Raw genomic sequence first — 25,865 nt, 5'->3', positions numbered from 1 at the left:
AAAAATGAATTTATTTGAATAAAATTGAAACTATATGAAACAAAGTAATTTAAAGTATTCATGTCTCATTGCTGTTCTGTACTTCGGTATGAATGTCAATGCTCAGACTACTCCCAAAGATACTGCCGCCAAAGAGCAGAAGATCGAGGAAGTAGTTTTGATCGGATATGGATCTCAGAAAAAAGAAAACGTTACAGGAAGTATCGGAATTGTTTCTGCAAAGGATCTTGCTGATAAACCGAATTCAAACCCTATGAGTTCTGTTCAGGGAAAAATTGCAGGTGTGAATATTACCAATGCAGGAGCTCCTGGAGGCTCGCCGAGAGTGGATATTCGAGGTATTGGATCTTTAACAGGACAAACTGTTTTTATTGTTGATGGAACAATTACAGATGATATATCTTTCCTTAATCCACAAGATATTGAGTCCATGAGTGTTTTGAAAGATCCTTCCAGTTTAGCAATTTTTGGAGCAAGAGCGTCTAACGGAGCTGTAATTATTAAAACAAAAACGGGAAGAGGTAAGAAGCCTGTTTTTAGTCTTAATTCTTATTTGGGAATCAAAAAAGTGACTAATATTCCGGAAATGGCGAATGCGGATCAATATATTGAACTATATAATGAAAAACTAAGAAATGAAGGAAATACTGATCCGACAAAATTTTTAAGCAGAGCCAATTATCCTGCAGATACGAAATGGTTTGACGAGATTTTTAGAACCAGTATCATTAACGCAAATGATTTTTCGGCCTCAGGAAGCATCGGAAAATTAAACTATTATGGAAGTATTGGAAACTTACAGGATGAAGGAAATTTAGCTGCAGGAAGAGGAATAAACTCAGGAAGTGGGTTTAACAGAATGAATACCAAGTTAAATTTATCATATAAAATAACTGATAATCTTACCATTGGTAATAATTTTACATTTTCAAAAATCCGTAGTGATGTAGCTCAGAATCCTTTACTAGATGCTTATACTGCGCCTCCTATATTTTCTACAATGAACCCTGCGACTGGTGACTATCAGTTTTTCAACGGATATTCGATACCAAACCCAAGAGCGAAATTGGATATGTTTCGTTCTCAGATAAGAGAAGAAAGACTTTTGAATAATATTTTTGCAGAATATAAATTCTTAAAAGATTTTACTGTAAGAATCAGCTATACAACGGACAATACTAATAAAAATAAGTATGAATATACCCCAAGACTTAATTATGTTCCGGTATCAGATCAAAAAGATCCGGTTCTAGTGACAAGAGATTCCAGAAATAGAAATTATGTTTGGGACAATACGTTAACCTGGAAGAAAAATTTTGGAGATCATAATTTAGAGATTTTGGGAGGTTTCTCCAGAACGAGAAATTCTTATTCTGAAACATATGCATCTGCTCAGAAAGTGTATTATGACGGAACAAATGAATCTTTAAATATACTTAATGGTACTGATCTGGTGATTTATACTGATGACAGACCTAAACTGGATCTTAATCAGGACCAATACCGTATAGAATCGCTTTTTGCCAGATTGAATTACGACTATAAAGGAAAATATCTTTTAAACGCTTCTGTTCGTAGAGATGGATCTTCACAGATTTCTACCGAGAGATTTAAGATTTTCCCAGCAGTAAGTGCAGGATGGGTAATATCAAAAGAAGATTTTATGAGTGGACAAAATTTGTTTAATCTTTTAAAGCTTAGGGCGAGCTATGGTAAACTTGGGAATCCTAATGTGAAAAGAAAGTTTACTCTGAACAGAACAATTATTGATGGAGGTGCATATTACGGAAATACTGGTTACCCTGCAGCAACAATCGACCAGATTATCGACCCGTCTATTGGATGGGAAACCACTTCAGGAGGAGATGTAGGTTTAGAAATGGCATTATTTAATAACAAGTTAAAAATTGATGCTAATTATTTTAATAAGGACTCAAAAGATGTTGTATATGGAATTTTCCAGGGTACTGTTTCCGGTGCAAGCAACTGGAGAGATTATGTAACAAATGCTTACTCTTTTAATAACAAAGGATTTGAAGTTGCTGTAAACTATAATACAAAAATTAATGAAAATATTACTTTTGGAATTTATGGTAACTATACAGGGTTGAAAAATAAAATTACTTCAGTGTATGGCGGTTCATATTTAGAAGCAGGAGCTAGTTTATTCGGAAATTCTGTTATCAGATTACAGGAAGGGCAGGCTGTAGGGTCTTATTATGGATATCAGGTTGTGGGAGTATTCCAAAATGCTGATGAAGTAGCAGCCTCAGCTACACAGAATGGAGCAAAACCCGGAGCATTTAAATTTGCTGATTTAGATGGAAATGGTATTATTGATACAAGAGATAAGACATTCCTGGGAAGTCCTATTCCAAAAGGATCTTATGGGTTTGGAGTGAATATGAATATTTATGACTTTGACTTCGCTATTGATTTCCAGGGAGTATTTGGTAATAAAATCTATAACTATAACCGCGAACAGCGTTATGGAAATGAAAACTGGGATTTAGATTTCTACAATAACAGATGGCATGGTGCGGGTACATCAAATTCATACTCTATGGTTACAAACGATCAGGCAATTATTTTACCAAGCAGTTTTTATGTAGAGGATGGAAGTTATATCAGAATCAGAAATATCCAGGTTGGATATAATTTACCAAAAACATTTGCCAAATCTATGTCTATTACTAAATTAAGATTATATGTAAGTGCTCAGAATCCATGGACAAGCTTTAAGTATAACGGCTTCTCCCCTGAAATCTTGAATTCAGATAGAGTACAAATGGGAGTGGATCAGAACATTTACCCTATCTCTGCAATCTACACATTTGGTATGAATTTAACATTTTAATTAGAAAAGTAATGAAAAAAATATTTTTATCAATTGCAATGGTTTCTCTTTTAACCAGCTGCAATAACTATTTGGATATCAAAGAGGAAGGGGAAGTAGAAGCAACATCATTTTTCCAGACTCAGGATGATGCCATGCAGGCAACTAATGCTGTTTATAACTTTTTAAGAAGCTGGGAAAATTCAGCATTTCCTTACCAGTTTATTTATGGTGTTCCGGCAGATGATGTTGTAAAAGGATCCAATCCGGGAGATGGGTCTTTTATCAATGTGTATGATAATTTTACATTTACGGTAAGTGATGATGGTGTAAGAAGTTATTGGATCGGTCAGTGGCAGGCAATAAACAGAGCGAATCAGGTTATTACTAACGTTCCAAAGATAAATATGGACTCCACGCTTAAAAACAGACTTGTTGCAGAAGCAAAAATGTTGAGAGCCTATTTTTATTTTAATTTGGTAAGAATTTATGGTGGTGTGCCAATATTTGATGGAGTACAGACCAATTACAATATCCCAAGGAATTCTGTAACCGAGGTTTACAATTTTATTATATCTGATCTTACCAGTGCTGCAGAAATTCTCCCTCAAGCTTATCCAGCTACAGATCTGGGAAGAGTTACTAAGGGAGCTGCATTAGGACTATTGTCGAAAGTTTATCTTTACAAGAAAGACTGGCAAAAGGCTTATGATACTTCAAATCAGTTGATAGGAATGGGATATGATCTAGATCCTGATTTCAATCATGTATTCAGAATCGCCGGAGAGTTTGGAAAAGAATCTGTATTTGAAGTTAACTGTGATTGTGCGCCTCAGCTTAATCCAAATGCGGGAAGTCAGTATGCAGAAGTTCAGGGGGTAAGAAACCAATTCGGATGGGGATTCTTTACACCTTCTCAGGCATTGGAAAACGCATTTGAACCTGGTGATATAAGAAAAGAACTTACCATTCTTAGAAATGGAGAAACTACGCCCGAAGGTGATTTGATTGCAATGGGAGATCCAAATTCTGTAACCACATTTAACCAAAAAGTATATCTTCCTAAAGCTTTAAACAATAGCGCTTGTGCTTACGGATCAAAACAAAATATCAGAATTTTAAGATTTGCAGAAATTCTTTTAATCAATGCAGAAGCAGCTAACGAACTTGGTAATACTGCTACAGCCACAGCTAATCTTAACAAGGTAAGAACAAGAGCTCAATTGGCAGGAACTACAGCTACAACACAGACTGCACTTAGAAAAGCAATCTGGCATGAGCGTAGAGTAGAGCTTGCTATGGAAGGTGATCGTTTCGTAGACCTTGTAAGAACTGGTGAGGCAGCTGCCGTACTTGCTCCTTACGGATTCAAAGCAGGGAAGAATGAGTTATTCCCAATTCCTTTGGATGCAATGAACCAAAGTAACGGAGCTTTTGTCCAAAACCCAGGCTATTAAAATAAACCATAAACATTAGAGGAGAATGAAAGTTCTCCTCTTCTTTTAGTAAGAAACCCTATAAAAAGAGATCTCATGAAAAGGAACGTATTATCGATAGCTATCACTTCTTTATTTTTTGTGTATTCCTGTAAAAATGCTCCAATGGCCAAACAGGAAGGTGGAAAAACTGAAGCCGTAAAAAGCAATGTCACGGATGAACAATTGATGGACAGAGTACAGAAAGATGTTTTAAAGTATTTCTGGGATTACGCAGAACCTAACTCCATGTTGGGAAGAGAACGCTACCATGAAGACAATATTTATCCGGATAATGATAAGCACGTGATCACTACTGGAGGCTCAGGATTTGGGCTGGCAACTATTCTGGTAGGAGTAGAAAGAGGATTTGTTCCGAGAAAAGAAGCGGTAAAAAGACTTACACATATCATGGATTTCCTGGCTAAGGCAGACCGGCACAAAGGAGCCTGGTCACATTGGATCAATGGGGAAACCGGAAAAACAGTTCCTTTCGGGAAAAAAGATAATGGCGGTGATCTTGTAGAAACCGCATTCCTTACTTCAGGAATACTGATGATCCGTGAATACTTTAAAAACGGAAATGCAGAAGAAAAAGCCCTTGCTGCAAAATGTGATGGGTTATGGAAAGGAATCCAATGGAACTGGTATACCAAAGGAGGTGAGAAAGTCCTTTACTGGCACTGGTCACCGGATTACCAATGGGAAATGAATTTTCCTCTTGAAGGATATAATGAATGTCTGATCACTTATATTTTAGCCGCATCTTCACCTACTTATTCCATTGATGCCGAAACCTATTATAAAGGCTGGACCAGAAATGGAACTTACCTTACAGACAAAACAAAATACGGATTACCTCTGTATGTAAAACACAACTATGCCGAGGAATACGGCGGCCCCCTTTTCTGGGCACAATATTCATATATCGGGCTTGATCCGACAGGATTATCGGATAAGTTGGTGAAAAACTATTTTGCCATCAATAAAAATCAAACCCTTATCGACTATAAATACTGTGTTGAAAATCCCAAGCAGTGGAAAGGTTACGGACCCAACTATTGGGGATTGACTGCCGGTTACACAAGAAATGAGGATGGAAGCACAGGATACACCGCTCATATGCCTGGCAATGATAATGGAGTAATTACTCCTACAGCTGCATTGAGCAGTTTCCCATACACACCAAAAGAATCAATGGCTTTTCTGAGATTTATATATACTCAAAAACCTGAATTCATAGGTTCTGCAGGTCCTTATGATGCTACCTCTGTCAATTATAACAATTGGTTTACCCCAAGATATCTGGCAATAGATCAGGGAACTATAGCTCCTATGATTGAAAATTACAGATCAGGATTCCTTTGGAAGTTATTTATGAATGCCCCGGAAATTCAGCAGGGATTAAAAAAACTAAGCTTCCAGTCAGCCAAATACGGAATAAAATAATTCAATAGGAACGGGCTTTAATCAAAACTTAAATAACAATATGAAACTAAAACTGAAACATATCCCTCTTTTACTGCTGCCGTTTTCATTACAACTGAATGCGCAGGAAATAAAAGCGGAACTCAATAAAGAAATTAAAAGACAGGAGAAAATGTCTTATATTCTGGATTACCCCGTGAATACAAAAGGAAATGTACCATTAATAGTTTTCCTTCATGGCTCAGGAGAACGGGGAACTAATCTGGATATGGTAAAAGCACACAGTCCGTTTACCTATAAAAATCTGATCAAAGAACCTGTAGCCATTCTGGCACCTCAATGTCCGCAAGGAACATGGTGGGATACGGTTACCGTATATAATCTGATCAAAGAAATTCAGAAAAAATATACAATTGATGCTTCCCGCATTTATCTTACAGGACTTTCTATGGGAGGCTGGGGAACTTTGAAACTGGCCATGGAACATCCGGAAATGTTTGCTGCAGTAGCTTCAGTCTGTGCGCCGACAGATCAGGTAATGACCGCCAATATTCATCAGTTTAAAGATTTGAATATGAAAATATTTCATGGCGGAATGGATGATATCGTACTGCCTGCCAATGCTTTTAATTTTTATCAGAAGCTTCATCCTGTAAACCCTACGGCAGAACTGGTTATCTTCCCGAATGATAATCATAACTCATGGGATTCTACCTATTCCAATCCTGCTTTGTATGAATGGATGCTTTCAAAAAAGAAAAGTAATGACACCCAATGATTGAAAAGTAAAACCATCAAATTGAAGCAAAAAATATAAAAACAATAATTTAAGAAGATAGATTTATGAAAAAGTTAATTGTAATCGCCACCTTAGCATTGGCTCCTGTATTTTCCGCTCAGGAAATGATAACGAAGCCCGTTCAGTCTTATCAGACAGCTCAGTATCAGGCTAAAAAGAAAGCATTTGTGGATAATCTTTTATCTAAAATGACATTGGATGAAAAAATCGGCCAGATGAACCTTCCCACTTCCGGAGATTTCACTACAGGACAGGCACAGAGTTCTGATATTGGAAAAAAAGTAGAGCAGGGATTAGTAGGCGGATTATTCAATATAAAAGGAGCAGATAAAATAAAAGCTGTTCAGAAAGTAGCTGTAGAAAAAAGCCGTCTGAAAATTCCTATGATTTTCGGGATGGATGTGATCCACGGCTATGAAACTACTTTCCCGATTCCATTAGGATTGGCTGCGTCATGGGATATGAATCTTATCCAGCAGTCTGCAAGAGTAGCAGCCAGAGAAGCTGCTTCGGACGGAATCAACTGGACATTCTCTCCCATGGTGGATATTTCCCGCGAACCAAGATGGGGAAGAGTATCAGAAGGTTCTGGTGAAGATCCTTATTTGGGAAGTGAAATTTCTAAAAACATGGTGTATGGTTATCAGGGGAAAGACCTTGCTAACGGAACCAATATCTTAGCCTGCGTAAAACACTTTGCATTATACGGAGCCGGAGAAGCAGGAAGAGATTATAATACGGTTGACATGAGCCATGTAAGAATGTTTAATGAGTATTTTCCTCCTTACAAAGCAGCAGTGGATGCCGGTGTTGCTTCAGTAATGGCTTCTTTCAATGAAGTGGATGGAGTACCGGCAACAGGAAACAGATGGCTTCAGACGGAAGTATTAAGAAATCTATGGAAATTCAAAGGCTTCGTTGTAACAGACTATACCGGTATCAATGAAATGGTAGACCATGGTATGGGAGATCTTCAGCAGGTTTCTGCCTTGGCTTTAAAAGCCGGAGTTGATATGGATATGGTGGGAGAAGGTTTTTTAACAACTCTAAAAAAATCTCTTGAAGAAGGAAAAGTGAAACAGGCTGAAATTGATATGGCGGCAAGAAGAATTCTTGAAGCAAAATATGATCTAGGCTTATTTGATAATCCATACAAACACGGAGATGCAAAATTGGCAGCAAAGGAAGTCTATAATATGGAAAACCGTAATATAGCAAGAAGTGCAGCGGCTCAATCCATGGTGTTATTAAAAAATGACAATCAGGTATTGCCTTTAAAGAAATCAGGAACAGTTGCTGTAATTGGCCCATTGGTAAATAACTCAATGAATATGGCCGGAACATGGAGTGTTGCTACAAAACATGCTGCCTCAGTTTCTTTGATGCAGGGATTGCAGGCAAACTATGGAAAGGAAGTTAAGTTTTTATCAGCAAAAGGAGCCAATATAGATGATGATGCCAAGTTAGAAGAAATTTATGCAGCTCACGGTAAAAAAACAGACAGAGATAACCGTTCCAAAGAAGAATTGCTAAGAGAAGCTGTGGATGTTGCCGGCAAAGCAGATGTGATTGTCCTGGCTATCGGAGAATCTGCAGAAATGAGCGGAGAATCTTCTTCCAGAACGGAAATTACCATTCCTCAGTCTCAGGTTGATTTATTAAATGAATTAAAGAAAACCGGAAAACCGATTGCAATGGTTCTTTTCACAGGCCGTCCTTTAGCATTAACCAATGTAAAAGATACTCCGGATTCTATCTTGAATGCCTGGTTTGCAGGATCTGAAGCAGGAAATGCCATTGCAGATGTTCTGTTCGGAAAAGTAAACCCATCCGGAAAACTTCCGATGACTTTCCCAAGAAGCCTAGGGCAGGTGCCAATCTATTATAATGCTAAAAATACAGGTCGTCCGCTAAGTCAGGACAAAGTAGACAAATGTACTTATGAAAGATTCCGCTCCAACTATATGGACGAATGTAATACACCATTATATGCTTTCGGGTACGGATTGAGCTATACGAAATTCAATTACTCCGATATGGCGGTTTCCGCTAATACCGCGAAAGGAAATCAGACCGTTCAGGCATCAGTTACAGTAACGAATACAGGAAACTATGACGGCGCTGAAGTGGTTCAGCTGTATATCAGAGATAGGGTAGGAAGTATCACAAGACCGGTTAAAGAATTGAAAGGCTTCCAGAAAATATTTTTGAAGAAAGGAGAATCTAAAAAAGTAACTTTTGATATCACTCCTGAAAACCTGAAGTTTTACAACGGAGATTTGAAATACGACTGGGAATCAGGTGAATTCGATATCATGATCGGAACAAGTTCTGACAATGTACAGCATTCAAAGATTAACTGGACTAAGTAAGATCTGAAAAGTTCCTCCGGAGTTGTATATTTTCTATTCTTTGGCATGATTTTTAATAATAGATGTGTAATTATTATATACACATTGACATGAAAAAAACAATTTTATTAAGCACAATGTTCCTTGGTTCTTTAGTGTTTGCCCAAAAAGGAGCCATAAAAGGTGGTGACAAAGATGCACACGGATGTATTGGTTCAGCAGGGTATACTTATTCTCAGATTAAGAAAGACTGTATAAGAACTTTTGAACAAAAAATTAAGCTGACAGAAGTAGCTCCGAAAGACAGCTATACTTCAATAGCTGCAGTTATTTTCAGTAAAGACATGAAAAAAGCTGAGGTTTTTGTAAAAGATGCCGGTGAAAGAAGCATTATCCTTACCAGAACAGGAGGTAAAGCCAAAGTCTGGAAAAAGGATGGCTATGTATTGGTTCCTTACAAAAAGAACGGATATCAGCTTAAAAAAGATAATATCGTGATCTATCAATAAAATCCGATTTCAAAAAAGAAAAGCCATTCGCAAGAGTGGTTTTTTTTGTAACTTAGAAAATTAATTAATATCACATTTTGGGATATTTTAATCTATCAGAAAACAAAAATTTTACATATGAAAAAAATAATTTTATTTAGTACCTTGTTCCTTGGTTCATTCGTTTTTGCGCAAAAAAGTACTCCTGTTCTCGGAGGAGACAGAGATGTTCATGGTTGTATTGGTTCAGCAGGATATACTTATTCACAATTAAGAAATAATTGTATACAAACTTTCAATCAGAAAATAAAACTTAAAGAAGTAAATTCAGATAAAAGTTATACGACAATGACGGCAGTTATCTTTACTAAAAATCAGAAAAAGGCTGAAATTTTTATTCAGGATGGAAATGCAAAAAGTATCATTTTGGATAAAAAAGGAAAAGAAAAAGTATGGAAAAGCGGATCTCACATTAAAGACAGTTATGTCCTTACTCCTTATAAAAAAGGGTATCAAATCAAGAAAAATGATGTTGTCATCTATCAATAAGTTCAGACTTAAAAAGATATATAGCCACTCGGAAGAGTGGTTTTTTTGTGGTATAAATTTAATTAGATTTTAATATGACATGTTTTGTCACTTTAGGTAGATATTTTTGCATCATTATAGAATGAAAATATACAGAGAATTTACTTATAAATAGTGGGATTTACAGGATACCACTTTGAAGTGATTGTCGTGTCTTAAAAAGTATTAAACTCTTTCTAAATAGAGTTTTTTTACCTTCCTTATTTTAAGAAACTATATAAATATACAATAATGATTATTCGAAATAATAAACAAATTATCATTGTAAGTTGAATAAAACGAATAAGTTATGTTTTTGTTCCGAAAAAAATGTATATTGGATCTGCCAAATTAAAGCGTAATCCGAAAAGCATAAGAGTAGGAGAAAAATCAAAAAATGTTACTATGAAAAACTTAAGAAAACTTTCAAAAAGAAAATTGAAAACTGTTCAGGGAGGTATCCCGACGTGTCTGGCAGGGTACTTCTGGTGCTCATTGGAAAGAAAATGTATTCCGGTAGGATCGCCATGCGGACTTATTATCGACTAATTAATTAAAAATAGTATAAAACAGGCTGTCTCAGAAATGGAATAGCCTGTTTTATTTGCTCTCACCAATCTATTTATCGGATGATTCCCGTCTTGAACTTTTGTATACTTTTGCTTCAAGGCAAAAGTATAAATGAAAATCTTTTATTTGATTCAGAATAGGGTTGAAAAATCATAAAATCAGAATTTTTATCTCTCACTGAAAAACCGTATTTTTGTGCATCTAAAAAGTAAAAGAACGAATGAATTCCTACAAAAATCCATTGGAAGAGCGCTACTCCAGTGAAGAAATGTTATTTAACTTCTCACACAATAACAAATTCCAGAATTGGAGAAAGCTTTGGATAGCTCTTGCTGAAATCGAAAAAGACCTCGGACTTGATATTACAGACGAGCAGATCGCTGAGTTAAAAGCTAATGCTGAAAACATCGATTACGTAAAAGCTGCAGAGTACGAAAAAAAATTCCGTCATGATGTAATGGCTCACGTTCACGCTTATGGTGATGTGGCGCCTTCAGCAAAAGGAATTATCCACCTGGGAGCAACTTCGGCTTTTGTAGGAGACAATACAGACTTAATTCAAATCCGTGACGGACTTTTAATCTTGAAGAAAAAGTTGGTGAACGTGATGAAAAATCTTTCGGATTTTGCGATTCAATATAAAGACCTTCCCACTTTAGGATTCACTCACTTCCAGCCGGCTCAGTTAACAACAGTTGGAAAAAGAGCTACACTTTGGTTGCAGAGTTTGGTTCTTGACATCGAAGAATTGGATTTCTTCCTTGAAACCCTGCGTTTCAGAGGAGTAAAAGGAACTACAGGAACTGCTGCAAGTTTCCTTGAACTGTTCAACGGTGATTATTCTAAAGTAAAACATTTAGATAAAGAACTTTCAAAGAGATTCGGTTTCGAAAAAGTGTTCGGAGTTTCCGGACAGACTTACGATAGAAAAATTGATGCGAAAGTAGTTGCTTTATTAGGAAATATTGCACAATCTGCGCATAAATTCACAAACGATTTACGTCTACTTCAAAACCTTAAGGAAATTGAAGAACCATTCGAGAAAAACCAGATCGGTTCATCGGCGATGGCTTACAAGCGTAACCCAATGAGAAGTGAAAGAATCGGAGCATTGGCAAAATATGTAATGTCTCTTACAACGAGTTCTGCAATGGTAGCTTCTACACAATGGTTTGAAAGAACACTGGATGACTCTGCAAACAAGAGATTAACTATTCCTCAGGCATTTTTAGCGGTTGATGCTATTCTATTAATCTGGAACAACATCATGAACGGAATCGTTGTTTATCCAAACAGAATCAACAAGCACATTATGGAGGAACTTCCTTTCATGGCAACAGAATACATTATCATGGAAGAAGTAAAAGCTGGTGGTGACCGTCAGGAAATCCACGAAGTGATCAGAGTTCACTCGATGGAAGCTTCCAAGAAAGTGAAAGAAGAAGGAAAAGAAAACGACCTTATCGAAAGAATCTTAAACGATGATTCTTTAAAACTGGACAAATCAAAACTGAAAGAAGTTTTAGATCCTAAAAACTTTATTGGTTTCGCGCCGATCCAGACGGAGGAATTCATTAAAAATGAAGTGCAGCCGATTATAGACCAAAACAAAGATTTAATAGGATTGGAAGCTGATCTTAAAGTATAAAACAATATGCAGTCTTTTGGGCTGCATATTTTATTTCCAACCCCGTTTATGAAAAAACTACTGGTAGCCATTTTATTAACACCAATCATTTCCTTTTCTCAAAATAAGGTGGATTTACATTATTTTAAATCCAAAGATTCTTTAGTTGGAGTAAAAGATAAAGCTGGAAAAATAATTGTTCCGGCACAGTTCAAAATCTTTTCATTCCTTAAAGACGGAGATCCTGTAGAAGGAGAAACCATTCTTTTTGATGGAAGTAAAGAAGGCGAAGAACCGGAGAAAAATGCATGGGGATATGTGTATGACAAAAATGGAAAATTTCTGTACCAGCCTTTCCTTTATGATAATGGAGCAGATTACTTCTCCGAAGGTTTAAGAAGATTGGTTAAAAATGGTAAAGTAGGATTTGCAGACCGAAACGGAAAGATAATTATTGAAGCTGAGCATGATTTTGTATTTCCTTTTAATTACGGATATGCCACCTTTTGTGACGGCTGCGGCTGGGAAAAAACAAATGACGAGCACAGATCTATTGTAGGCGGAAAATGGGGTGTAATGAATGTCAAAGGACAAACCATTCAGCCATTGTCAAAACCAACAGAGAAAGAGGTGGAAATAGACGGAAAATATTATCCGAACCCTTTTCAATACAATGAAAAAGAGAAGAATATCCTTCAGTTTTTTGAAAAGCAGAAGAAAAAGCTTTCAGATCTTCATTATGTAAATTTTTACAGCAAACTCTCTCAAAAAGAAAAAAATCTGTTTTTTGAAATTGTAGAAAGACCCAAAGAAAACTTCCCCTTTTATCAGGTAAATGCCTATGATTACAGGAAAAAAGAATTGGATATGCTTTATAGTTTCAAATTTCTGGTCTCAGAAGATGGAAAAACATTTTATGCAATAGGGGATTTTAATGAAAAGAAGATTCCTTTTGAAAACTGGTTAAAGGAAGAAATAGAAAGTGCAGAAGATTTTCAGAGGAAGCATAAGGATAACCCTAATAAATTTATAAACAAATAGCAGAACTTACTTAGCAGATGACAAAACATATAATAGTATTGATGTTGGCTTTGGGATTTGTGAAAAATTATGCACAAACAGATAAAGCAGTTTATTCATTCATAGATGCAGCTGCGAAGAAAGTTGCAGAAGAATCAAAAGCATACTCAGTTTCTGTCGGAATTATAAAAGATGGAAAAATCTATACCAGACACTTTGGAGAAATAGACAAAGGAAAAGGGAATAAAGCGGATGATAATACTTATTTTGCTATAGCTTCCATTACCAAACTTTTTACAGGGCAATTGCTGGCACAGGCAGTCCTGGATGGGAAAGTAAGCCTTGACGATGATATACGCAAGTATCTGAAAGAACCTTATCCCAACTTAGAATACAATGGTGTTCCCATAAAAGTCAGGAATGTAATTTCTTATGAAACCGCCTTACCTAGAAATCTCCCTATTGATGATGAGCTGAGAAAAAACATGACAGATGAAACGGCTTTTCTATACGAAAAGCTTAATGACGGATATACAAAAGAAGACTTTAAAAAAGACCTGGCTGCTGTAAAATTAGATGCACAACCAGGTACAAAATATAAATACAGCAATACAAGTCTGGAATTAACCGGTCTTATGCTGGAAAATATTTACGGAAAGAGCTATGAAACCCTTTTGAAAGAAAATATCTTTTCAAAAACCGGAATGAACCATACTAAACTGGAGCTTGATAAAAATGAAGTTCAGGCTAATGGATATCATGATAATTATCGTTTAATGCCCGTTTCACGAAGCCTTCTGTGGGGTTCAGGGGGTTCGAAAACCGAATCTACAATGGGTGATATGGTGAAGTTTTTAAAAGAAGAACTCGATTTACAAAACAAAACCGTACAGGAATCCCAAAGAAATATTGAAAATAGTAAAGAAGCTTGGTATGGATATTTTTGGGACAGATATTGCATTACCGAACATGGTAAAAGAGGCTTTAAGCATGGTGGATCTTATGGGATAAATAGCCTGTTTACAGTGTTTCCAGAATTGAATATTGGAGTATGCATCATTGTAAACATTAATGGACCTGAAACATTTTCCGCACTTTATAATGGTACAACAAGTTTAGTAGCTGATCTTGTCTCCACTTCAGATAAAAAGCAGGTGTATGGATATTCCATAAAGAAGGATAAAATCGTTTTTTCTTACGCACATCCGAAAAATATGAATGGAAACCTTATCAATACCATGACTGTAGTAGGAAGTTTCAATAACTGGGATCCAGAAAATAAAGAATATCAGATGATAAAGAAGGGTAAAAACCTTTATGAACTGGAAGTTCCTGTCTCTCGATTTGAAAAAGGAAAGTCCTATTCCTTTAAATTTGTACTGAATAAAGAAGAATGGATTGGAGCTTCTAAAAACGCATCCAATAATGACGGTACCAAAGATAATAATCTGACATTGGTATTATAGGAAAAAGATAGAAGAAAAAGAAAGTAAAAGAGTAAATTTGTACTCAATAATATAGAGTGGATGATAACACTCAAACAGAGGATCTGTACAGAATGCAACAATCTGATAGGGATACTCTGAACTCAGAAAGTAAAAAGAAAAATAAATCTAATATTAAAAATCTGATATTTAATTTTTAATGATGTTACAGAATCAAAATCATCAACAATTAATGACCGATCTTAAGGAGCTGGTAGACAAGACAAGAAGTCAGGTTGCAGCTCAGGTAAACTCGGCAATGGTGGTTTTATACTGGGAAATAGGGAAAAGAATAAATGAAGATGTTTTAGATAATAAGAGAGCAAAGTATGGCAAAGAAGTTATTGTACAGATCTCTCAACAACTTACGTTAGAATTTGGAAATTCATTTTCCGAGAAAAATATCCGAAAAATGATGCAGTTTGCGTCTGTTTTTAATGATTTTAATATTGTCGCATCAGCGATGCGACAATTATCGTGGACTCACTTCCTGCTTCTCATTCCTATTTCACAAGATACTAAAAGAAATTTTTATCTTGAAGTTTGTAAAATTGAAAATTGGAGTGTCAGAGTCTTGAGAGAAAAAATCAATTCTCTGCTTTTTGAACGAACAGCAATAAGCAAAAAGCCTGAGGAAATAATAGATAAAGAATTGAAAAACTGGTCTGAAAAGAATATTTTAAATCCTGATTTGGTTTTTAAAGATCCCTATTTTCTTGATTTTTTAGAATTGAAAGATACCTTTTCTGAAAAAGATTTGGAAGAAGCCATTATCGTGGAACTTCAAAAATTCATTTCTGAATTAGGAAGTGATTTTGCCTTTCTTTCAAGACAGAAAAGAATCACAATAGATAACAGAGATTACTACCTGGATTTACTTTTCTATCATAGGAAACTAAAATCTTTAGTTGTTATCGAGCTAAAATTAGGTGAATTTGAAGCCAGTCATAAAGGTCAGATGGAGCTATATCTCTCATATCTGAATAAATATGAAAAAGTAGAAGGGGAGAACCCTCCCATTGGTTTAATCCTTTGTTCAGGAAAAAATTCCGAACATATAGAACTCATGAATCTGGAAGGGGATAATATAAAAGTAGCAGAATATTTACTTATCTTACCTTCTGAAAAAGTTTTGCTTGAAAAATTGCATCGTTCAATAGAGATAGCAAGAAATAAATTTGAAAATAAAAAATAAATCTAATATTAAAAATCTGACATCTAATGTCTAATAACAAAAGAATTTTCGTAGAAAAAAGAGGAATTTTCGATGTTGAAAGTCCAAAAATTTTTGATGAAGTAAAAGCGGTTATCCCGGCAGTTCAAAGCGTGAAAGTATACAATGTATATGATATTTTCAACCTGAATGACGGAGAATTTGAAAAAGTGGTGAATAACACTTTCGTAGACCCTGTTACTGATATTTTACACTCAGAAAACCCTGCAAAAGCTATTCATTTCGGAATGGAATTTTTACCGGGACAGTATGATCAGAGAGCAGACTCTGCACAACAGTGTATCGCTTTGCTGACAGAAAATGAAAAATCAAAAGTAAGAAGTGGAAAATTAATCGAATTTGAAGGCGTTTCCGAAGCGGATTTGGTTAAAATCAAAGACCTTCTGATCAACAAAGTGGAATCTCAGGAAAAAGACTTATCCGTTCTGGATATTCCTGCAGAAGAAGCACCGTCAAAAGTAATCATCCATGAAAATTTCATCAATTTTAATGATGCTGAACTTGAAAACTTCTATAACAATCATGGTTTTGCATTAGGATTGGATGACCTGAAATTCATTCAGGAATACTTCAAAACTGAAGAAAGAAATCCTACGGAAACAGAATTAAAAGTATTAGACACGTATTGGAGCGACCACTGTCGTCATACCACTTTCGAAACACAGTTGTCAGACATTCAGTTTGAAGGTCAGTTCAAACACACATTGGAAACCATTTTCAATGATTATATCGAAAAAAGAAAATTCTTAGGCCGTGAGCTGAAGCCCATTTCATTAATGGACCTTGCAACAGTATGCGGTAAATATTTCCATAAGACAGGAAACCTGGATAATCTTGTTATCTCAGACGAGATCAATGCATGTACCATCCAGATTGAAGCAGAATACGACGGTAAAAAAGAGCCTTGGTATTTATTATTCAAAAATGAAACACACAACCACCCAACAGAAATTGAACCTTTCGGAGGGGCTTCTACTTGTTTGGGAGGTGCTATCAGAGACCCATTATCCGGAAGATCTTTCGTTTTCCAGGCGATGAGATTAACAGGTGCTGCAGACGTTTTAGAATCTGTTGACAAAACTTTACCAGGAAAATTACCTCAGAAAACCATTACAAAACAGGCTGCCAACGGATATTCATCTTACGGTAATCAGATCGGTCTTGCTACCACAATGGTTTCTGAAATCTATGACGAAGGCTACAAAGCCAAAAGAATGGAAGTAGGTTTCGTTACCGGAGCAGTTCCTGTAGATTGGGTAAGACGTGAAAAACCTGAAAATGGTGATTCCATCATTATCTTAGGAGGTGCAACAGGTCGTGACGGAGTAGGAGGAGCAAGCGGAAGTTCAAAAGAACAGGACGAGACTTCAATCCACACCATGAGTTCCGAAGTTCAGAAAGGAAATGCTGTAGAAGAACGTAAAATTCAGAGACTATTCAGAAATCCTGAAGTAACGAAGCTGATCAAAAAATCAAACGACTTCGGAGCAGGAGGAGTTTCCGTGGCAATCGGTGAGATTGCAGACTCTTTAGAAGTGAACCTTGATGTATTACCATTAAAATATGAAGGATTAAACGGAACCGAGCTGGCTATTTCTGAATCTCAGGAAAGAATGGCGGTGGTAGTAGATCCTCAGGATAAAGAAAAATTCATCAGATTCTGTGAAGCTGAAAACATTGTTGCCGTAGAAGTAGCAAAAGTGACAGATTCAGGAAGAATGCAGATGTTCTGGAAAGGAGACAAAATTGTAGACCTTTCAAGAGCTTTCTTAGATACCAACGGATGTTCAAAATCTCAGGAAGTGAAGATCACTCACCTTGAAGAAGTCAAAGAAGAAACAAAAGCTTTCACCGCAGAAAACTTCCTGAACATCTTAAAAGATAAAAACGTAGCTTCCCAGAAAGGACTGCTTGAAATGTTCGACTCTTCAATTGGAGCAACAACAGTAGCAATGCCTTTAGGTGGAAAATATCAGCAAACCTTAATGGAAGGAAGTGTGCAGACACTACCAATTTTAGGAGCAAAAGACATTAAAACCGTTTCTCTGGCGAGCTGGGGATTCGATGCTGAAATCTCAAAACAAAACTCATTATTGGGAGCATCTTACGCTGTTGTAGAAAGTGTGGCGAAGATTGTAGCCATGGGAGGTGATTATAAAAACATCAGACTTAGCTTCCAGGAATACTTCGAAAAATTAGGACAAAATCCTGAAAAATGGGGCAAACCTTTAGCTTCACTTTTAGGAGCTTATGATGCGCAGATCAATTTAGGTCTTGCAGCCATCGGAGGTAAAGATTCCATGAGTGGAACGTATCAGGATCTTAATGTTCCGCCAACCCTGATTTCTTTTGCATGTGCCAACGGAGATAAAGAAAATATCATTTCTCCGGAACTGAAAAGTGCAGGAAACAAACTGTATTTCTTCAATCATATCGCTCAGGAAAGCGGGCTTCCAAATTATAGCGCTTTAAAAGAAATCTTTGAATTCCTTTTCGAAAACATCAAAGCAGGAAAAATTGTTTCTGTGAAAACAGTGAAAGAAGGAGGTCTTGCAGTAGCTTTAGCCAAAATGAGCTTCGGAAACAGATTAGGAGCAGAGATCAATGCTGATGAAAATGCATTATTAGCGAAAAATATCGGAAGCTTAGTTATCGAGGCGAAAGAAGAATTAAGCGCAGCTGCCCTTCAGTTGATCGGAGAAGTAAAAGACTCAGGAACCTTGAAAATTAACGGTATTGAATCAAACATTACAGATCTTGTAGCGGCCAATACTAATACATTTGAAAATCTTTTCCCGACTGTAGAAAAAGAAAAGATCACGGTTGAAATTGATGCAAAATACAACTCGGTCAACCCAAGAAATATCATCATTAAAAAACACGGAATCGCACAGCCGAAAGTGTTTGCTCCGGTATTCCCGGGAACCAACTGTGAATATGACACGCTGAATGCATTCCAGAAAGAAGGCGCTGTAGTAAGCAGTTTGCCTTTAATCAATATCAATCACCAGTTACTCGATGAAAGCATTGATGCATGGGTGGAAGAGATCAGAACATCTCAGATCCTTGCATTCTCAGGAGGCTTCTCTGCGGGCGATGAGCCGGATGGTTCTGCAAAATTCATTGTAAACGTTCTGAAAAACGAAAAAATGAAAAATGCAGTACACGAATTATTAGACAGAGATGGAATGATTATCGGGATCTGTAACGGATTCCAGGCTTTGGTTAAATCTGGATTATTACCTTACGGAAGAATCAAGGATTTGGATGAAAACTCTCCAACATTAGCTCACAATGCCATCAGAAGACACATCTCTCAGATGGTTACCGTAAAAGTAGTGAACGATGAAAGTCCATGGTTAAAAGGAATGAAAGGTCAGACTTACACCATTCCGATCTCTCATGGAGAAGGACGTTTCATGGCTTCAGAAGAAGAAATCAGGAAATTGTATGAAAACGGGCAGATTGCAACACAGTACATCGACTTCGATGGAAACATTGCTCACGGAATGCCGTTCAACCCGAACAATTCATTATTCGGAATTGAAGGAGTGACCAGCCCATGTGGAAAGATCTACGGAAGAATGGGACATCCGGAACGTTTTGCTGAAGGTCTCATGAAGAATATACCAACCGCGAATTATCACAACATATTCAAAAACGGTGTTGAATACTTCAAATAACAATACAAGAAAAATGATCGTCATCCATGGCGGTCATTTTTCGTCTTTAGGAGTTTTCTACGAAGAAGCTTCCCGCGTGCTGATGAAGGATTTGGATTGGAAAGTAGGAACGTTGGATGGTTTTGATGACATCCTTTACGGAGGTTTCGGAGTATTTGAAAACAAAGAAGAAATTGAAATCATCTGGAAAGAATCACAGAAGTCAAAAGAAGACTTAGGCTTTAAGGCTACCCGTGAATTCTATGAAAATAAAATCAGACAGGGAAAACCTTTCAACATAGAATTAATTCAGCAGAAATTAGATGAACTGATGAAAGGAGAAGGGCTGACCCTTTTTGAAATCCTGATTGAAATTATAAAATCACATACCAATATTATACTGAGACTGGAATGATGAGTAATGAGTGGAAATTTTGTAGCGTTGACATTTCCAGCTAGTTTCATCAAATCAACTTGTTGATTCCTTCTTTGCTTACTTTGGTCAATATGCTAACAATAAGATCTTTGCGTCAAAAAAACAGAAAATATTATTAACCATTAAGAATAATAAAGATTGTAAGGTGAGTTAAGATTCATCTAGGATGAATAAATAAATAATAACTTCAGCTGTTACCTTAATAATTCTTCATTTTTTACAAAACCTTAATGGTTCAAATCACTTAATTCAACAAGGATATAAATACGTCTATTGCTGAGTGAAACGCCCTTGCGAACGAAAAAATTAATATAATACTTTGCGCCTTTTGCGTTAAAAACTTACAATTTGAAAGATATTAATATAATTTTTCTCACTATTTTTACTTTAACAAAAAAGGAAACAATAGAAGTTGAATGAAGAAAATTATGTACGGGCTGTTCTTTGGTGACAGCATTACTTACGGAGAATATGACGGAGTTTTTGGCGGTTGGGTAGATATTCTGAAAAGATATGCCCTGCAGAAATTTCATGAAGGAAACGGAGATGAACTCATCCTGTTCAATCTAGGAATAGGAGGAGAAACCACAGAAGGATTACTGAAAAGAATCCCTCACGAATTAAAAGCAAGAAATTCAGCAGATGGAAATATTGTTTTTCTAAGTTACGGAGCCAATGATCTTGCGGTAAAAGATGGAGTACAGATCGTAGATCCTGAAAAATTTAAAAATAATATTAAAGAAGCCGTAGCACATGCCAGACACTTTTCCAATGAGATTTATCTGGTAAGCATTCTCCCTTTCTCTCAAAAGATAGATGGAGTAGTAGTAAGTTCCGGGAAAAAGAGAATCAAAGAAGATGTAGTGCTTTATAATCAGATTCTGAAAGATATTGCAGCTGAAGACTTGCTGGTTTACATTGATTTTTATTCCGCTTTCCTGATGGATAAAGAGATTCTGCTTTCTACAGACGGTATACATCCCAACGAAAAAGGCTATGGAATGATGGCCGAAATCGCAATCCCAATCATTGAAAAATATTTATAATGCCTCATTTATTTTCTTACGGAACCCTGCAGAAAGAGCAGGTTCAAATGGAAACCTTCGGAAGACTTTTACAAGGTGAAAAAGACACTTTATCAGGCTACAAATTAAGTATGCTTGAAATTACAGATCCTGAAGTACTTCGGAAAAGCGGTCAGCAATACCATCCCGTACTTGAATTTTCAGGAAATGATAATGATGAGGTTGAAGGAATGCTTTTTGAGGTGACAGAAGAAGAAATCCTTCAGGCTGATGAATACGAAGTGGATGATTACAAAAGAATCGAAACCGTTTTTAAATCTGGAAAAAAAGGGTTTATCTATGTCGGGAAATAGTCATTGCGAGCAACGCGAAGTAATCTCAAATAAGAGTTAGAACTATGATTCAAATGATTTTATCAGGGATATAATTCCAACGGTCTCTTTGTCATTCCGAGCAAAGCAAGGAATCTAAGCTTGAATCTTCTCTCGCAGATCTCGCAAATGGAATACTTTTAGACTTAATAGGTGCTTTTCTACTGATATGACAAATTTAATATTCAATAGAAGTGGGCTTTAGCCCACTTATCCTATAAAAATAAATTCACTGGCTTCAGCCCAAACTTAAAAAACTGCTGACATACCCTTGTCACAACCTGTTTTTATCTTTGTCCTAACAAAAAATCAAGAAATGAATAACGTAAAAGTGGCACCTTTTAAGGTCATCGGAATTTCAGTAAGAACAACCAATGAAAATGGACAGGCAGGAAAAGATATTCCGGTATTATGGGAAAAAATGATCAGCGGGAATATTGTCAATTCCATTCCAAATAAAATAGACAATACCATTTATTCTATCTACACGGATTACGAAAAAGACCACACAAAGCCTTATACAACAGTACTCGGATGTAAAGTAGAAAATCTTAACTATATTCCGGAAGGAATGACAGGTTATTCTTTTGATGGCGGAGATTATCTGAAATTTACTACAAAAGGAGATCTTTCAAAAGACCTGGTAATTCATGAATGGTTAAAAATCTGGAATATGGACTTGGACAGGATATTTACTGCCGATTTTGAAGTCTATGGAGAAAAAGCACAAAATCCATCAGATGCTGAAGTAGATATCTTCATCGCTGTGAAATAAAAGATGAAAAAATATCTCTAATCTTCACAAATTTAGAACCGAAGGACTAAACATTCCCCTCCCTTGGAGGGGTGTCAAAAATTATTTGAATTTTTGACGGGGTGGTCTAAAACTTCCAGCTACCAGCTTCTTTCTTCCAGCTCAGCTAAAAAAATATTTACAGTACACCAGAATCCCAACAATCACCGATGCAATAGCCGTAAGCACTACAGCTCCGGCTGCAATGTCTTTAATAAAGCCAATTCTTTTGTCGAAATCAGGTTGAACGATATCACAGATCTTTTCAATAGCAGTATTGAAAATTTCAGCACTTAGGACAGCAAATGAGGCTATAAGAACCAATGCTGCATCTGTATAACTTAAATCGAAATAAAAAATAAAGAAAAGGTTAATGAAGAATATCAGAAGCTCAATCTGGAAATTTCTTTCCGTCTTTATCATCATGAAAACACCCCGGAAAGCATTGAGAAAACTTTTATGGATAGGAGGTTTTTGCATGGTTTTGAACTTTTCAGGCAAAGATAGGCTTTGTATTTTGATAAAAAAATGAATCTCTGAAGAAATACAGGCATAATGTCAAGGCTCAAAACAAATTAAGGATCTTTGTGAAAAACTCCTCCATATTATTCTTTTCTTTGTTGTATCTATTTATTATATTTGTAGAAACTTATTTTATAAATCTATGAAATTTATTATTTCAAGTGGTGAACTGCAGAAGGCTTTGCAAACTGTAAGTGGCGTAATATCAAGCTCTCAATCGAGACCGATTTTAGAAAACTATCTTTTTGAATTAGACGGAAATAATGTTACCATTACAGCATCTGACGGCGAGACAACTCTTGTTACTTCTCTGGAAGTAAAGTCTGATGATACAGGTAAATTTGCTGTTCCTGCTAAAATTTTTCAGGATTTTATCAAGACATATGGTGAACAGCCTCTCACATTTGTTGTAAAAGACAATGCCGAAGGTACTGGAAGCCAGCTTGAGATTTTAGATGAAAAAGATAATTTCGCCGTAGCATTAGACAATGCTGATGACTATCCTGAATTGCCGGAATTCGACGCTTCACAAAGTGTAACGATGCCCGCAGGAGTTTTGTCTGAAGCGTTGACAAATACTTTATTTGCTACCAGTAACGACTCTCTTCGTCCGGTAATGACAGGAGTTCTTTTCCAGTTTGGAGAAAACGAAACCAATTTCGTTTCTACAGACTCCCACAGATTGGTGGTGTACAAAAGAGCAGACCTTATGAATGCTGAGCCGATGGAGTTTATCATGCCTAAGAAACCTCTGAACATTTTCAAAAATATCCTGGCAAGTTCCAATGAAGACGTAACCATAGACTTCAATGAGAATATGGCTAAATTTACTTTTGGCAAGCATATCTGGATCTGCAGACTGATTGATGGTAAATATCCAAACTATACAGCGGTAATTCCAAAAGAAAATCCAAATGTATTGACCATCAACAGAAACCTGTTGCTGGGAGCAATCAAAAGAGCGTCTATCATGTCTAACAAATCTACCAACCAGGTTAGATTCAAGCTTTCCGGTAATATTCTTCACCTTCATGCAGAAGATACTGAATATGCAAACAAAGCAGATATGCAGATTCCTTGCGACTACAACGGAGAAGATATCAACATCGGATTCAGTTCAAAATTCTTAACAGAAATGCTTACGATTTTAGGATCTGATGATATTACCATGAAAATGTCTCAGCCTAACAGACCAGGGATCATTGAACCTCTTGATGGTCTTGAAGAAAACGAAAACATCTTAATGTTATCAATGCCGGTTATCGGATTGTAATATTGATTTAGTATACAAATAAAAAGCCGGAATTTTCCGGCTTTTTTTGTAGGGTCTAATCGACTTAGGAATTAGGAGCGTTAAGAAAATTTAAATGTAATCCGCCAAAAAATTTCCATTGTCTGAGCATGGGATATATTATTGAACCGAAGAAGAATCAGACGATCCATGCGAGTTTGGAAATTTTAGGAGTACATTCAAATTTTTAGCGGATGATTCCCGTCTTGAACTTTTGTATACTTTTGCTTCAAGGCAAAAGTATAATAAGAAAAAGGCGTATTCAAAAGAATATTAAATAAATAGTGTTATTTGTGAATCATTAGCGTCATTAGTGTTTAAATCAACTCCTCATGGAAATAAAAATACAGCTTTATCACACTTCAGATTTTCCCTCAGAATTCACTACAGAAAACTACAGTGTAATTCTGTGGAAAGGGTCTGGTGTTTTCTCTGTAGATGCTATTAATTATTCTTACGGCGGATATAATATTCTGTTTCTTTCTCCTTATCAGAAGTTGAAACTGGCTGCTGAATCGGAGGAAAACATCCATATACTTTTCTTTCATGGGGATTATTATTGTATAGAGTATCACAAGGAAGAAGTAGCATGCAACGGGCTTCTCTTCAATAATATTTATCTGAATCCAGGCGTTGAGCTTTCGGAAAATAACTATCATTATATTTTTGAGCTTTTTAATCATATTCAAAAAGAAGAATCTGAAAAACATCCATTTTCGGAATCTATTATCAAGACCTATATCCAGCTAATTCTTGCTATTGGCAGCAAACAGAAAATCAGTATCGAAAATACCTTGGTTTCTAGCGAAAAGCTTCCCAATAAAAATGCTGCAGAATTTCAGAAACTGCTGGAATCCCATTTTAAAGCGGAAAAAGAACTGTCATTTTGAACATCACCAATAATACTTTGAGCAAAGCTGTAAAAAAAGAATTTTCCAAAACACCCACACAGCTTATCAACGAAAGAATTATCCTGGAGTCAAAAAAGTTGCTGCATTTAACTTACAGATCTGTAAAGGAAATTGCCTCTGAGTTGGGATTTGCAGATGAATTCTACTTCAGCAGGTATTTCAAAAAAGCGGTAGGGTGTTCTCCAAAAAATTACAGAGAGAAAGTAGGAATCTCTGTGGTCGCAAAAATGTCCATGTAATATCCTGAAATGTCTATGTTGACGCTGTAACCATGTGAATACCTTTGGTGGAAAATAAATCACATGAAAAACAACAGAATTTACCAGCAACTCTTACAATTGGATGCTTACTTTTTAAATTTTCTCAGAATTTCAATTTTCATCGTTATGGTCTGGATTGGAGGCCTGAAGGCATTTCATTACGAAGCCGACGGAATTGTACCTTTCGTAGCCAATAGTCCACTGATGAGTTTTTTCTACAAAAATGCAGGTAATAAAGTTATTAATGCAGATAAAAAACGGGTTGCAGAATACACTTTGTATAAAAATCCGGAAGGAAAAGTGGTTCAGAAAAATATTGACTGGCATCAGGAAAACGGAACCTATGCCTTTTCCTACGGTTTAGGGACAATGATCGTTGTAATAGGAGCTATGGTGCTACTGGGAATTTGGTTTCCTAAAATTGGAGCTTTGGGTGGAGTATTAACATTTTTAATGTCACTGGTTACCCTGTCTTTTCTGATCACTACCCCTGAAGTTTATGTCCCCAATCTGGGCGGAGATGGAGTAACACCTCAGTCTGGGTTTCCATATCTGTCAGGAGCAGGACGTTTGGTTTTGAAAGATATTATCATGATGGCCGCAGGGTTGGTATTATTTTCAGACAGCCTGAAGAAGGTAGTAAGACCGTTGAGGCATTAGATTCCCGAATCAGCAGCTGAAAGATTAACGAAAATTTATTATCTTAAAATCGCTT

22 protein-coding genes are annotated in these 25,865 nt (G+C 36.3%); 21 read left to right on the top strand and 1 reads right to left on the bottom strand.

Annotated features, from left to right (window positions below; genetic code table 11):
• Positions 1-34: 34 nt before the first annotated feature.
• The 17 genes from EK417_RS17090 to EK417_RS17015 all read left to right on the top strand — a co-directional run bounded on the left by EK417_RS17090 (position 35) and on the right by EK417_RS17015 (position 22,148).
• Positions 35-2,857, top strand: coding sequence for a SusC/RagA family TonB-linked outer membrane protein (locus tag EK417_RS17090; RefSeq protein WP_136522851.1), 2,823 nt, complete (start codon positions 35-37; stop codon positions 2,855-2,857).
• Positions 2,858-2,868: 11 nt separating this feature from the next.
• Positions 2,869-4,293 carry a RagB/SusD family nutrient uptake outer membrane protein gene (locus tag EK417_RS17085; RefSeq protein ID WP_136522850.1) on the top strand — a complete coding sequence of 475 codons (1,425 nt, stop codon included), beginning with the start codon at positions 2,869-2,871 and terminating at the stop codon, positions 4,291-4,293.
• A gap of 75 nt (positions 4,294-4,368) precedes the next feature.
• Complete coding sequence (locus EK417_RS17080; protein ID WP_136522849.1) at positions 4,369-5,760, top strand: glucoamylase family protein; 1,392 nt, start codon at positions 4,369-4,371, stop codon at positions 5,758-5,760.
• A 40-nt stretch (positions 5,761-5,800) separates the two neighbouring features.
• Positions 5,801-6,517, top strand: a complete 717-nt coding sequence (locus tag EK417_RS17075) for a carboxylesterase family protein (RefSeq protein ID WP_136522848.1) — start codon at positions 5,801-5,803, stop codon at positions 6,515-6,517.
• A 65-nt stretch (positions 6,518-6,582) separates the two neighbouring features.
• The gene (gene bglX / locus EK417_RS17070) at positions 6,583-8,910 is read left to right on the top strand and encodes a beta-glucosidase BglX (protein ID WP_110366887.1); all 2,328 of its coding nucleotides are present in this window, start codon (positions 6,583-6,585) and stop codon (positions 8,908-8,910) included.
• An 89-nt stretch (positions 8,911-8,999) separates the two neighbouring features.
• Positions 9,000-9,398: a hypothetical protein gene (locus tag EK417_RS17065; RefSeq protein ID WP_076597261.1), complete on the top strand. Its 399-nt coding sequence runs from the start codon at positions 9,000-9,002 to the stop codon at positions 9,396-9,398.
• Positions 9,399-9,515: 117 nt separating this feature from the next.
• A complete protein-coding gene (locus tag EK417_RS17060) occupies positions 9,516-9,926 on the top strand; it encodes a hypothetical protein (protein ID WP_076597262.1) in 411 nt (136 codons plus the stop codon).
• 423 nt (positions 9,927-10,349) lie between these two features.
• Positions 10,350-10,493, top strand: coding sequence for a bacteriocin-like protein (locus EK417_RS21195; RefSeq protein WP_168802024.1), 144 nt, complete (start codon positions 10,350-10,352; stop codon positions 10,491-10,493).
• A gap of 241 nt (positions 10,494-10,734) precedes the next feature.
• Entirely contained in the window at positions 10,735-12,162 is a 1,428-nt protein-coding gene (gene purB, locus EK417_RS17055; protein ID WP_076597264.1) for an adenylosuccinate lyase, read from the top strand.
• Positions 12,163-12,210: 48 nt separating this feature from the next.
• Complete coding sequence (locus EK417_RS17050) at positions 12,211-13,182, top strand: WG repeat-containing protein (RefSeq protein WP_228457960.1); 972 nt, start codon at positions 12,211-12,213, stop codon at positions 13,180-13,182.
• A 17-nt stretch (positions 13,183-13,199) separates the two neighbouring features.
• Entirely contained in the window at positions 13,200-14,627 is a 1,428-nt protein-coding gene (locus EK417_RS17045; RefSeq protein ID WP_136522846.1) for a serine hydrolase, read from the top strand.
• 211 nt (positions 14,628-14,838) lie between these two features.
• A complete protein-coding gene (locus EK417_RS17040) occupies positions 14,839-15,840 on the top strand; it encodes a PDDEXK nuclease domain-containing protein (protein WP_228407998.1) in 1,002 nt (333 codons plus the stop codon).
• A 26-nt stretch (positions 15,841-15,866) separates the two neighbouring features.
• Positions 15,867-19,562: a phosphoribosylformylglycinamidine synthase gene (locus tag EK417_RS17035; RefSeq protein WP_136522845.1), complete on the top strand. Its 3,696-nt coding sequence runs from the start codon at positions 15,867-15,869 to the stop codon at positions 19,560-19,562.
• Entirely contained in the window at positions 19,543-19,956 is a 414-nt protein-coding gene (locus EK417_RS17030; RefSeq protein WP_136522844.1) for a barstar family protein, read from the top strand. The genes EK417_RS17035 and EK417_RS17030 overlap by 20 nt, the downstream gene beginning before the upstream one ends.
• Positions 19,957-20,393: 437 nt before the next feature.
• Positions 20,394-21,023 carry an SGNH/GDSL hydrolase family protein gene (locus EK417_RS17025; protein ID WP_136522843.1) on the top strand — a complete coding sequence of 210 codons (630 nt, stop codon included), beginning with the start codon at positions 20,394-20,396 and terminating at the stop codon, positions 21,021-21,023.
• Entirely contained in the window at positions 21,023-21,355 is a 333-nt protein-coding gene (locus tag EK417_RS17020; RefSeq protein ID WP_076597270.1) for a gamma-glutamylcyclotransferase family protein, read from the top strand. Before EK417_RS17025 ends, EK417_RS17020 begins: the two co-directional genes overlap by 1 nt.
• 334 nt (positions 21,356-21,689) lie before the next feature.
• Complete coding sequence (locus EK417_RS17015; protein WP_136522842.1) at positions 21,690-22,148, top strand: GyrI-like domain-containing protein; 459 nt, start codon at positions 21,690-21,692, stop codon at positions 22,146-22,148.
• A 141-nt stretch (positions 22,149-22,289) separates the two neighbouring features.
• On the opposite strand, the gene EK417_RS17010 is transcribed toward EK417_RS17015, so the two are convergent.
• Complete coding sequence (locus EK417_RS17010; protein ID WP_136522841.1) at positions 22,290-22,646, bottom strand: diacylglycerol kinase family protein; 357 nt, start codon at positions 22,644-22,646, stop codon at positions 22,290-22,292.
• A gap of 184 nt (positions 22,647-22,830) precedes the next feature.
• On the opposite strand from EK417_RS17010, the gene dnaN reads away from it, so the two are divergent.
• From dnaN to EK417_RS16995, 4 genes are all read left to right on the top strand, one after another.
• Complete coding sequence (dnaN, locus tag EK417_RS17005; RefSeq protein WP_034699704.1) at positions 22,831-23,961, top strand: DNA polymerase III subunit beta; 1,131 nt, start codon at positions 22,831-22,833, stop codon at positions 23,959-23,961.
• Positions 23,962-24,311: 350 nt separating this feature from the next.
• Positions 24,312-24,869, top strand: a complete 558-nt coding sequence (locus tag EK417_RS17000) for a hypothetical protein (protein ID WP_317129517.1) — start codon at positions 24,312-24,314, stop codon at positions 24,867-24,869.
• Complete coding sequence (locus EK417_RS21660) at positions 24,866-25,129, top strand: helix-turn-helix domain-containing protein (RefSeq protein ID WP_317129516.1); 264 nt, start codon at positions 24,866-24,868, stop codon at positions 25,127-25,129. Before EK417_RS17000 ends, EK417_RS21660 begins: the two co-directional genes overlap by 4 nt.
• A 63-nt stretch (positions 25,130-25,192) precedes the next feature.
• Positions 25,193-25,810, top strand: a complete 618-nt coding sequence (locus EK417_RS16995) for a DUF417 family protein (protein ID WP_136522840.1) — start codon at positions 25,193-25,195, stop codon at positions 25,808-25,810.
• The last annotated feature ends 55 nt before the right edge of the window (positions 25,811-25,865 follow it).

The sequence above is a fragment of the Chryseobacterium candidae genome (genome assembly GCF_004916905.1).
Lineage (GTDB): Bacteria > Bacteroidota > Bacteroidia > Flavobacteriales > Weeksellaceae > Chryseobacterium > Chryseobacterium candidae.
Note: the sequence above shows the minus strand (reverse complement) of the source record. Positions and strands in the feature narration are given on the sequence as shown.

Bases quoted from the DNA above. Each gene is read 5' to 3' on its own strand.
- EK417_RS17090 (WP_136522851.1), top strand. From the start codon at position 35: ATGAAACAAAGTAATTTAAAGTATTCATGTCTCATTGCTGTTCTGTAC.
- EK417_RS17085 (WP_136522850.1), top strand. From the start codon at position 2,869: ATGAAAAAAATATTTTTATCAATTGCAATGGTTTCTCTTTTAACCAGC.
- EK417_RS17080 (WP_136522849.1), top strand. From the start codon at position 4,369: ATGAAAAGGAACGTATTATCGATAGCTATCACTTCTTTATTTTTTGTG.
- EK417_RS17075 (WP_136522848.1), top strand. From the start codon at position 5,801: ATGAAACTAAAACTGAAACATATCCCTCTTTTACTGCTGCCGTTTTCA.
- bglX (WP_110366887.1), top strand. From the start codon at position 6,583: ATGAAAAAGTTAATTGTAATCGCCACCTTAGCATTGGCTCCTGTATTT.
- EK417_RS17065 (WP_076597261.1), top strand. From the start codon at position 9,000: ATGAAAAAAACAATTTTATTAAGCACAATGTTCCTTGGTTCTTTAGTG.
- EK417_RS17060 (WP_076597262.1), top strand. From the start codon at position 9,516: ATGAAAAAAATAATTTTATTTAGTACCTTGTTCCTTGGTTCATTCGTT.
- EK417_RS21195 (WP_168802024.1), top strand. From the start codon at position 10,350: ATGAAAAACTTAAGAAAACTTTCAAAAAGAAAATTGAAAACTGTTCAG.
- purB (WP_076597264.1), top strand. From the start codon at position 10,735: ATGAATTCCTACAAAAATCCATTGGAAGAGCGCTACTCCAGTGAAGAA.
- EK417_RS17050 (WP_228457960.1), top strand. From the start codon at position 12,211: ATGAAAAAACTACTGGTAGCCATTTTATTAACACCAATCATTTCCTTT.
- EK417_RS17045 (WP_136522846.1), top strand. From the start codon at position 13,200: ATGACAAAACATATAATAGTATTGATGTTGGCTTTGGGATTTGTGAAA.
- EK417_RS17040 (WP_228407998.1), top strand. From the start codon at position 14,839: ATGACCGATCTTAAGGAGCTGGTAGACAAGACAAGAAGTCAGGTTGCA.
- EK417_RS17035 (WP_136522845.1), top strand. From the start codon at position 15,867: ATGTCTAATAACAAAAGAATTTTCGTAGAAAAAAGAGGAATTTTCGAT.
- EK417_RS17025 (WP_136522843.1), top strand. From the start codon at position 20,394: ATGAAGAAAATTATGTACGGGCTGTTCTTTGGTGACAGCATTACTTAC.
- EK417_RS17020 (WP_076597270.1), top strand. From the start codon at position 21,023: ATGCCTCATTTATTTTCTTACGGAACCCTGCAGAAAGAGCAGGTTCAA.
- EK417_RS17015 (WP_136522842.1), top strand. From the start codon at position 21,690: ATGAATAACGTAAAAGTGGCACCTTTTAAGGTCATCGGAATTTCAGTA.
- EK417_RS17010 (WP_136522841.1), bottom strand. From the start codon at position 22,646: ATGCAAAAACCTCCTATCCATAAAAGTTTTCTCAATGCTTTCCGGGGT.
- dnaN (WP_034699704.1), top strand. From the start codon at position 22,831: ATGAAATTTATTATTTCAAGTGGTGAACTGCAGAAGGCTTTGCAAACT.
- EK417_RS17000 (WP_317129517.1), top strand. From the start codon at position 24,312: ATGGAAATAAAAATACAGCTTTATCACACTTCAGATTTTCCCTCAGAA.
- EK417_RS16995 (WP_136522840.1), top strand. From the start codon at position 25,193: ATGAAAAACAACAGAATTTACCAGCAACTCTTACAATTGGATGCTTAC.